Source organism: Microbacterium sp., from assembly GCF_032084865.1.
Classification (GTDB): domain Bacteria; phylum Actinomycetota; class Actinomycetes; order Actinomycetales; family Microbacteriaceae; genus Microbacterium.
Map to the genome: position 1 here is coordinate 1 of NZ_DAMDLU010000113.1, position 9,355 is coordinate 9,355.

The 9,355-nt window shown below is 69.1% G+C and carries 5 protein-coding genes; 2 read left to right on the plus strand and 3 right to left on the minus strand.

Annotated elements, in window-relative coordinates:
* Positions 1-49: 49 nt before the first annotated feature.
* On the minus strand, positions 50-1,399 hold the full coding sequence (locus RT309_RS11320; RefSeq protein ID WP_313357115.1) for a nucleotide disphospho-sugar-binding domain-containing protein: 1,350 nt from the start codon (positions 1,397-1,399) through the stop codon (positions 50-52).
* A 61-nt stretch (positions 1,400-1,460) separates the two neighbouring features.
* On the opposite strand from RT309_RS11320, the gene RT309_RS11325 reads away from it, so the two are divergent.
* On the plus strand, positions 1,461-2,096 hold the full coding sequence (locus tag RT309_RS11325; protein WP_313357117.1) for a TetR family transcriptional regulator: 636 nt from the start codon (positions 1,461-1,463) through the stop codon (positions 2,094-2,096).
* A 136-nt stretch (positions 2,097-2,232) separates the two neighbouring features.
* Here RT309_RS11325 and RT309_RS11330 read toward each other — a convergent pair whose 3' ends face one another.
* Both RT309_RS11330 and RT309_RS11335 read right to left on the minus strand, forming a co-directional pair.
* Complete coding sequence (locus tag RT309_RS11330; protein ID WP_313357119.1) at positions 2,233-3,660, minus strand: CCA tRNA nucleotidyltransferase; 1,428 nt, start codon at positions 3,658-3,660, stop codon at positions 2,233-2,235.
* Between the two features lie 103 nt (positions 3,661-3,763).
* Positions 3,764-8,698, minus strand: coding sequence for a metallophosphoesterase (locus RT309_RS11335; protein ID WP_313357121.1), 4,935 nt, complete (start codon positions 8,696-8,698; stop codon positions 3,764-3,766).
* A gap of 261 nt (positions 8,699-8,959) precedes the next feature.
* On the opposite strand from RT309_RS11335, the gene RT309_RS11340 reads away from it, so the two are divergent.
* Positions 8,960-9,355: hypothetical protein (locus tag RT309_RS11340; protein ID WP_313357123.1), on the plus strand; the 396-nt coding region annotated here is incomplete at its 3' end.

The following is a 9,355-nucleotide window of genomic DNA, read 5'->3' on the forward strand; positions in this document are numbered from 1 at the left end:
CCACCCGGTGGCCGGATGCCAGGCCGGGCCGGGGCCGACGCCCTCGAACTCAGCGCCGTTCGGCATCCGGGATCTGGTCGGAAACCGGATGCCGGTCGGGACCCGGCGCCGCGTCGCGCGGCGTGGCACGCGCGTCGATCACCCGGTCGAGTGTCTGCCAAGGGTCGGCGGCGCGCAGCGCGCGCCCGATCCGCGATGCGTTCGACCGGAATGAGGGCTCGTTCAGCACACGGTGCACGGCGGCCCGGACATCCGCAGCAGCAGCGGTCTGTGTGCGCAGATCGACCCCGGCTCCCGACCACGCGACTCTTGCGCAGACTTCGACCTTGTCTTCGGTCCGCCCTGCCACGACCAGCGGGATCTCATGCCGCAGCGCCTGCTGCACCCCGCCGTAGCCGCCATTCGTCACCATCACATCGACCTTGGGCAGCAGAGCGTCGTAGGGGAGGTACTCGGCGACGCGGGCGTTCGCGGGCAGGTCGGATGACAGATCGCCGAGGGGACGACCGCCGGTGGATGCGACGACGAGCACGTCGCTGTCGCGCAGCGCGTCGATGGTCGGCTGCACGAGCTGAGAGAAGTCGCTGTTCGCAATGGTTCCCTGTGTGACGTGCACGACCGGTGCGCCGGCGTCGAGATCACCCCACCACTCGGGCAGCTCATGCGCGGAGGGCGCGGCGGGGAGCGACCCGGCGAAGTGCACGGTCGACGGCAGGTCCGAACGGGGATACTCGAACTCCTCGACGGTGAACTGCACGTACGCGTCGGCTCGTCCGGCCCAGTCGAGGATGAATCCACCGAGGCCGCGACCCGTCTCCTGGCGGGCGAGGTCTTCAGCCTCCTTCTGCACGCGACGGAAGATCACCCGCTCGGCGATCGTTCGCAGCGCGGCGTTGCGCAGCCGCCCGATCGGTCCCGCCATTGGCGCGATACCCAGGCCGAACGGTGCCGCATCGCGGCTGCCGACGCCGAGCGGGAAGATGCCCAGCGCGATCACGGGCGGGCGTTCGCCGCGGGGCAGCTGCTGCAGCAGGGCGGCGCCGAGGAAGAGGGGCTCGGCGAGCACGGAATCGATTCGCCGTTCTGCGAGCACGGTGCGCAGCGTGGCGAGCTGGGCCACTCCCGGCCTGACGAACAGGTTGCTCATGTCGAAGCGCAGCGCTGCCGTGCCGGTCAGCCCCTTGCGCTCGGGGAAGGCGCTGTCGGCGTCGTCGAGGTCGATGTCGGCAGCGGCGGGAAGGGCGACGAACCGGGCACCCGCAGCGACGACTCGCTCGGCGTAGCGGGCACTGGTGAGGAACGTCACCTCGTCACCGCGCTCGATGAGATGGCGGGCGACCTGCAGCAACGGCAGAACGTGGCCATGCGCCGGGGTGCAGGCGATCAGGTGGCTGGACATGGCACTCCTTCTCTAAGATCGATGTACCGGGATAGTATTCAACTGCCTCAGAGGAAAGTCAATGGTAGAACCTGCCACTCGCGTCTATCGATCCGAGCTCCGGGCCCGTCAGGCGCGCGAAACCCGCGCGCGGATCATCGCTGCGGCCGGCGATCTGTTCGCCCAGCACGGATATCAGGCGACCACCATCGCCGCGATCGCACGCGCGGCCGGCGTGTCCGGCGAGACCGTCAAGTCGACCGCATCCAAGGCCGAGCTGCTGATCGCCGCCTTCGAGATGGCGTTCTCGGGACGCGAAGGCGCGGCATCCCTCACCGACACCGAAGTCGCTGAGGGGGTGCTCGAGCTGCCCGACGATGTCTTCCTCGATGCGGTGCTGGCTCAGATCACCGACGCCAACGCGCGCGGGCACCGGATCTGGACCGTGCTGCTGGGCGCCGCCCTGTCGGACGGCCGGGTCGACGAAGTGCTCACCCGGATCCTGCACCGTCGCACCGACGACTACCGTCGCCTGGTCGACGAGCTCATCGCACGCGGCCTGGCGGTTGCGAAGCATGACCCTCAGACCACCGCGGCCGCACTGTCGTTCCTGCTGTCACCCGAGAGCTACCAGCAGCTCGTCACCCAGTCGGGTTGGAACCGCGACACGTACATGCAGTGGCTGCGCGCAGCCGTGGCGACGGAGCTCGGTCGCTGAGGCCGCGTTGCGGCTGCCCGCTGACGCCGAGACTTCCGCTCCAGCATGAGACAGCGCTGACGATGGCCCGTCTCATGCTGCAGGGCAAGTCTCGCGGCGAGACCGTGAAGTCGCGGCCGCGCCACGATGCAGCGGCTCAGCCGCGCGCAGCCCACCACTCGCGCAGACGCTGCTCGGCGGCATCCGGGCCGATCACTCCCTCGTCGAGCCGCACCTCGAGCAGGAACCGATAGGCCTCGCCGACGTCGCGGCCCGGCGCGATGCCGAGGATCTGCTGGATCTGGTTGCCGTCGAGTTCGGGGCGGATGCTGTCGAGCTCCTCCTGCTCGCGCAGCTCGACGATCCGCCGCTCGATGTCGTCGTAGGCGGAGGCGAGGCGAGCGGCCTTGCGCCGGTTGCGGGTGGTGACGTCGGCGCGCACGAGGATGTGCAGACGGTCGACGACATCTCCGGCGTCGCGCACGTATCGCCGGACGGCGCTGTCGGTCCAGGCGCCCTCGGCGTAGCCGAAGAAGCGCAGGTGCAGCTCGATGAGCTTCGCGACCGCCTCGATCGTGCCGCCGTCGAAGCGCAGCGCCTGCAGGCGCTTGCGCGCCATGCGCGCGCCTACCACGTCGTGGTGGTGGAAGGTGACCCCTCCCCCGTTCTCGAGCTTGCGGGTGCGCGGCTTGCCGATGTCGTGCAGCAGGGCGGCCAGGCGCAGCGGCACGTCGGGGGCGGCCTCGGGGTTGCGCGCCTTCTCGAGGTCGATCGCCTGGCGCACCACGGTGAGCGAGTGCTCGTAGACGTCTTTGTGGTGGTGGTGCTCGTCGACCTCGAGCCGCAGCGCGCTCACCTCGGGCAGGAACTCCTCGATCAGCCCGCTCTCGACCAGCAGCCGGATGCCGCGGATCGGGTCGTCGGTCTGCATGAGCCGCACGAGCTCGCCCTGCACACGCTCGGGACTGACGATCGTCAGCGTCTCGCGCAGCTTCTCGATGGCGGCGAAGGTGGCGTCGTCGATCGCGAAGTCGAGCTGCGCGCTGAAGCGCGCTGCGCGCAGCATCCGCAGCGGGTCGTCGCCGAAGCTGATCTCGGGGTCGATCGGAGTGCGCAGGATGCCCGAGACGAGGTCTTCGACGCCGCTCGTCGGATCGATCAGCTTGACGGCGGGAACCTGCAGCGCCATCGCGTTGACGGTGAAGTCGCGGCGCAGCAGATCGCCGTCGATCGTGTCGCCGAACTCGACGACCGGCTTGCGGGTGACGCCGTCGTAGCTGTCGGCGCGGTACGTGGTGATCTCGACCTGCTCACCCCGCACACGCGCGCCGATGGTGCCGAAGGCGCGGCCGATGTCCCACTGGGTGCTGGAGATCGGCGTGACGATGCGAAGGATGTCGTCGGGGCGGGCGTTCGTCGTGAAGTCGAGGTCGTGCGTCTCACGGCCGAGCAGCGCGTCGCGCACCGGGCCGCCGACGACGGCGAGGTCGAAGCCCGCATCGGCGAAGGCGGTCGCGAGGGCGGCGACGACGGGATTCGCGGCGAGCGCGCCGAGTCGGGACAGACCCTCGGCCATATTGAGCATGGATTCAAGGGTACCGGGGTCGTACCGGCGACCACGGTCAGCACGTCCCGGCTGGCGCGAAGACCTCGCCGGCCTGCGCCGACGAGGTCTTCGTGCTCAGGAGTCAGACGCGGGGTCGTCGGCTGCGGAACAGGATGCCGCCAGCGACGAGCGCGAGCACCGCGATGATGCCGAGACCGATCGTCCATGCGCCCGACGCTCCGGTGGTCGCGAGCGGGTTGCCGAGACCGGCCACGGTCGGATTCTCGTCACCGTTCGAACCGCCGGCGCCCGATCCACTCGAACCGTCAGCGCCACCCGAGCCTCCGCCACCCGAGCCTCCGTCTCCACCGTCGCCGCCGGAGCCGCCACCGGGGCCGCCCTCGTCGGGGTCGGTCGTCGCCTTGCCGTCGACGGTGAACGATCGCACCTCGGTGCTCTCGGTACCGCCGAACGGGCCGGTGGTGCGCACGTACCAGCCGTGCTCACCGGCATCCAGCTCTGCCCAGGAGACCGCCGTCTGCTCACCGCTCACCACATCCTGGACGCAGTCGATGACGTTGGTGGTGAGGATGTCGGCGCGGAACACGTCGGTCGACAGCACCTTCGTCACCGGCGCGATGCCGCCGGCGGCGTATGGGATCTCGAACTCCTGCATACCCGCCGGGTTGTTCAGCGACGCGTCGTCGGAGTCGAAGTCGTCGAGCGACGGCGAGTACGTGCGCACGATGATCCGGCCCTGCTCGTTGTCGAAGTGCAGCAGGCGCAGGTATCCCTGGCCGCCCTCCGGCAGACCCTGGTAGTCGAACAGCATCGAGTAGACCGTCCGGTCGGCCGCGCCGTCTCCGTCGTCATCGAACTCGTCGAGCCGCGTGTACGCGTCGTGGTAGTGGCCGGACCCCACCGAGACCACGTTCGCGTTGGGCGCCACGACCTCGTCGTAGATGCGCTGCGGGAACGGCCCGAGTCCACCGGTCGTGAGCATGTACTCGTGCAGGTTGATCATGACCTTGCGCTCGGGGTACTGCCGGATCACCGAGTTCATCCACGCGATGTCCTCGGAGTTCGAGGCCTCGTCGTTGGGGTCGGGCCAGCCCATGTACATCATCATCAGGTCGACACCGCCGGCGGTGATCAGGTCGTAGTGACCCCGGTTGTCCTTGTACGAGCCGCCGTACCAGGGGTTTCCGGCGAAGCGGGCCTCGCCGAAGTTCCTGCTGTACTCGGAGTAGTCGCCGTCCCAGTGCCCCACGTCGTGGTTGCCCGCCAGCACGCCGTACGGGATGCCTGCGTCGTCGAGCTTGCGGTACGCCTCGTCGGCGTTCTTCCACTGGTGCGGCTGATCGTAGTTGTCGACGATGTCGCCGGTGTGCGTCACGTACTGCAGGTTGAGCGCGTCACGCTGCGCGACAAGGAAGTCGTTCATCTTCACCTGATGCTGGTACCAGATGTCCGAGCCGCCGCTGCCGCCCAGATCTCCCTCGTTGCGGTTGTAGTACTGCGTGTCAGACAGCCACCCGAAGGTGAAGTCGTACTGATCGCGAGGCGTCGCGCCGGGATGGAACGGCGTCGTCTGGGAGTCGCGCGCACTGGTGTCGCTGCCCGCCCAGCCCTCGGAGTGCTGCACCAGCAGAGTCAGCTCCCCGTTCTTCGCGTGCCCGTCGACCGCGACCTCCGCCTCCAGCGAGAAGGAGGTGGGCGCCCCTCCGGTGGTCACGTGACGGTCGATCTCGCGCCACGACCCGTCTGTCTTCTGCACGTAGAGCAGCACCTTGGCGTCCGCGTTAGATGACCCCTCCCACGCCACTCGCACCTGCGCATCGGCACCGACGCGAGCCGGGACCCGCACGGTGAACAGCTGGTACGGCATGGCGGTGTCCGAGCTCTCGGCGACCTCGATTCCGTCGAGGTGGGCGATGCGCGCCAGCTGGTCTTCGCTGAGCCGCCTCGCCTCGGTGCGGTCGGTCGAGCGCGAGTTCGACGTCGCGCCCGACGAGACCCGCACCGCGCTATCAAGCGGCGTGTACGAGTACCCCTCGGCGAAGCACAGCTCCAGACGGTCGTCGACCTGGGAACCGGGACGCGCGACCAGGTCGACCTCGTCGCCGGTCAGCTCGGCGCCGTCGTCGGGGCTGATCAACTGCGTGCGCGGTTTCTCATCGGCCGTCGAGAACGCGGTCGTGCTCGTCGAGACGTTGCCCACCGCGTCCTTCGCCGTGATGACGGCCGTGTGGTCGCCAGGCGACAGCGCGAGTGAAGATGTCGCCAGCGGCAGCGTGATCTCCTTCTCGTCGAGCATGGCCGTCACCGATTCGAAACCCGATCCGGTGTCGGTGACCGTCGCGTCGATGGTGAACTCGCCGCGGTACTGGCGCCCGTCCACGAGCGTGGCGTCGATCTGAGGGGCCGTGTTGTCGACGAGCACCGTGCGGGTCGCGGTCCGGGCATCCGGCGCCACGGCGCGAGCCGCGTCGTTCGACTCGACAGCGGTGACGACGTGCTCGCCGTCAGCGACGGTCGTGGTGTCCCACAGGGTGGACACCGAGTCGAAGGCGTCGTCGGGGATGGTGAACGTCGCGAGGAAGTACACCAGGTTCGCGTCGCTGAAGTTGATCCGCTCGGTCGAGGTGGTGGGGCATGCTCGCGCCGTCGGCTCCTGGCCCTCGCCGGCTCCCGCGCAGGACGTCGGTCGCAGCACTCGTCCATCGGGCAGCACCAGACGCGGGTTCATCGCCGTGTAGTCGTCGTTGTTCTCGTTCGGGTCGGGCTGCGGCCAGGCCTTCGTGCCGGCGTAAACGCCGAGGGTCAGCTGCTCGCCGCGCACCACCTCCTGCACGGGAACCTCGGCGTCGACCGTGACGATGCGGTCGTAATAGCCCTCGTCGAACACCGTGAGCACGGTGTCGCCGAGCTTGAGCCCGTTGCGGAAGAAGGCGTCGGTGCTCGTCGCCTCGATGGCGAATCGGGGTGCGCGCTCGAGCGAGGCAGTCGTCTCGCCGACCGGCTCACCATCGATCGACAGGGACAGGGATGCCGGATCGCCGTCGGTCGTCGCGACGACGGGGGTCTGCCCGCCGACGTACTGCTCCTCGGCGAGATTGAGCCGCACGGGTTCGTCGGCACTGTCGTCGAGCGTGAGACGCACCGGCCCGAGCGTGACGGTCTGGCTGCCGTCACCCGCGGTGACGGAGTACTCCAGCCATCGCTTGCCGTAGACGTCGACCGACGGGATGCCGTAGACGTAGCGGCCGGCGGTGGTGAAGGTGAGCTCGCGCGTCTCGGTGGCGCCCAGATCGTCGGTCAGTGTCAGGGTCACCCGCCGCACGAGCACGTCGTCGGCGATGTCGAAGCCGAGTTCTATCCCCTCACCGCCAGGCAGCTCGGAGCCCTCGGTGAGGTCGACGATCGTCGGCGCCGTGCCGGCGGCGGGGTACGGCACGTAGGAACCCGCGACCTGTTCTTCGCTCACGGCACCCGGGGTGGGTGTCGCTAAGCCCAGCATCGTCTGGCCGGTGCCGGCGGGATCTGCCGGAACCCACAGGGCGCCGCTGACGTCAGCGGGGTTCCAGCCGTACTGGATCGCCGTGGAGGCGGTCGTCTGCGCGTCGTCGAAGTAGTACGCGCGGGAGATGTCGTGCCCGCTCTTCGTGCTCAGCTGCAGACCCCGTGATCCGCCGTTGGCCATGCCTCCGGATGCGATGGTGAGGATGCTCTCGCCGAGCACCAGCTCGGTGCCGAAGGCAGCGTTGAAGTCGGCCACCGTGTATCCGGCGCTCAGCACCGCAGGGTTCTGTACCCACAGCACGAGCGTCTCGCCCGGGGCGATGGCGGGTTCACCTGGCCCGGCCGGCCACAGCGTGGACGCGTTCGTCGTCGGCCCGGTCAGCGCGTTGTCGGTCGTGAGATAGCTGAGCGCGTAGTCGCCGAAGCCGACGGGCGCGTCCGAGGCGTTGTACACCTCGATGAACTCGAACGCGTCGGAGCCCGCGACGTTCGCCGTGTCGGGAGCGACTTCGGTGATCTGCAGGATCGGGCCCGTCGCGTCAGGGTCGGTGGGCTTCGGGGCGGGAATCAGCTCGCTGGTGACCTGATCGATCGTGATCGACCCCGGGGTCGGTGCTGCAGTCGCGCCGGTCGGGTCGAAGTCGACCAGGCGTGCGTCGGCCGAGCCGATCTGGTTCGGCACGGCGAACTGCGCGTTCCACGGGGTCGAGGTCACGCCGTCATCGGCGGGAACCCAGGCGCGCGTGAGGGGGGCGCCCTCGGCATCCGTCAGGCTGAAACCACGCGACCCGCTGTTCGCGAACCCACCCTGCGGGCCGAAGCGCAGCACCTGCACCGTCTCGGACACGCCGTAGAACGCGCGGAACTGCTCTTTCGTCAGACTGCGGCGCGCGTCGCCATCGGCGTAGTTCATCCACAGCACCGCGGTGCCGCCGGCGGGGATGACAGCCGGGCTGTCGCCCTCGCCGTCGAAGTGGATCAGCGGCTGCGCGGTGCCGGCGTTCCACTGGCTCGTGTGGTACCTGATCTGCAGACCCTCGGCGGTGAGGTCGATGGGCTCGGCAGTCGTGTTCGTGACCTCGACGAACTCATAGGTGTCGGCACCGACGTTGTCACCGTTGATCTCGGTGATCAGCAGCGGCCAGTGCTCGGCCGCGTTGCCGCTCTCGCCGGTGGCGGGCGCGTCGTCGGATGCCGCGGACGCGGCGTCTTCGGTGCTCGGAGCGATCTCGACGGGATCACGCTCGGAGGGGGCTGGTTCTGCATGGCCGGGTTCTGTCGGCGGGGAGGACGACGGATCCGGAGCAGGAGTCACCGTCTCTTCGGGCGCGGCGGACTCCTCCGGCGGCGAGGTCTGCTGCGGGGCGGTGGGCTGCGGGGCGGTGGGCTCGGGCTGCGCGGCGGCAGTGCTGTTCTCGGGTGCCGGCGTCAGGGCGCCGTCTGCGGCGTACGCGGCCGGTGTCATCTGCGGAACGGCACCGGACACCAGCGCGGTGGCGACGACCACCGCAGCGAGCGCTCCGGCTCCGGCACGGCGGAGTGAGGAGTGGGGCATGGAGAAAGAACCTCTTCAGGAAGGGAGACGGCGAATGCCGCTTCTCTTCGTAGTCACCCGATGTGTCGCCCAGGTGTCTGGATTCCTGCTTCTTCGACGGTTGTGTGAACCCTCGGTGAACTCCGGCCCGCCGCAGCAGATCGGCGAAGACCCCGCGCCGCTGCGCATCCGACACGTCGTCTTGAGCAGATCCTCAGGCTAAGCGGTTGCCCGCCTGAGCAGATCCTGCGACAGCTCCAGCACCATTACGAGTGGAATGCAGTGGCGCATCGCTTCACCCGGGCGACGCTCTCGGTCACACTCCCCTTTCCGGAGGATGTCTGCGACGCGCAGCGGCTGACAGTCACTGCTGAAGAACTGGATATTGGGGAGGGGACCATGACGATGTTTCGTCATGCACGGTTCGAGGACGGAGAAGGGCCGGACTCGCTCGGCTCGTTCGGCGAGCCCTCGACCGATGCGGGCCCGCTCACCCTGCAGTCCGCTGCGACCTCCGAAGCGATCTGGCACGCTCTGCTCACCGGCGCTCCCGTCGATCAGGTCGGCAGCGAGCGACCGGCCTCCGCCGCCGACGAACCGCTGTCGCGCCGCTCGCGCCGTCGCGCCGAGCGCCAGCGGCTCGCGACCGAGCAGCTGCTCACGGCCGGGCAGCTGGAC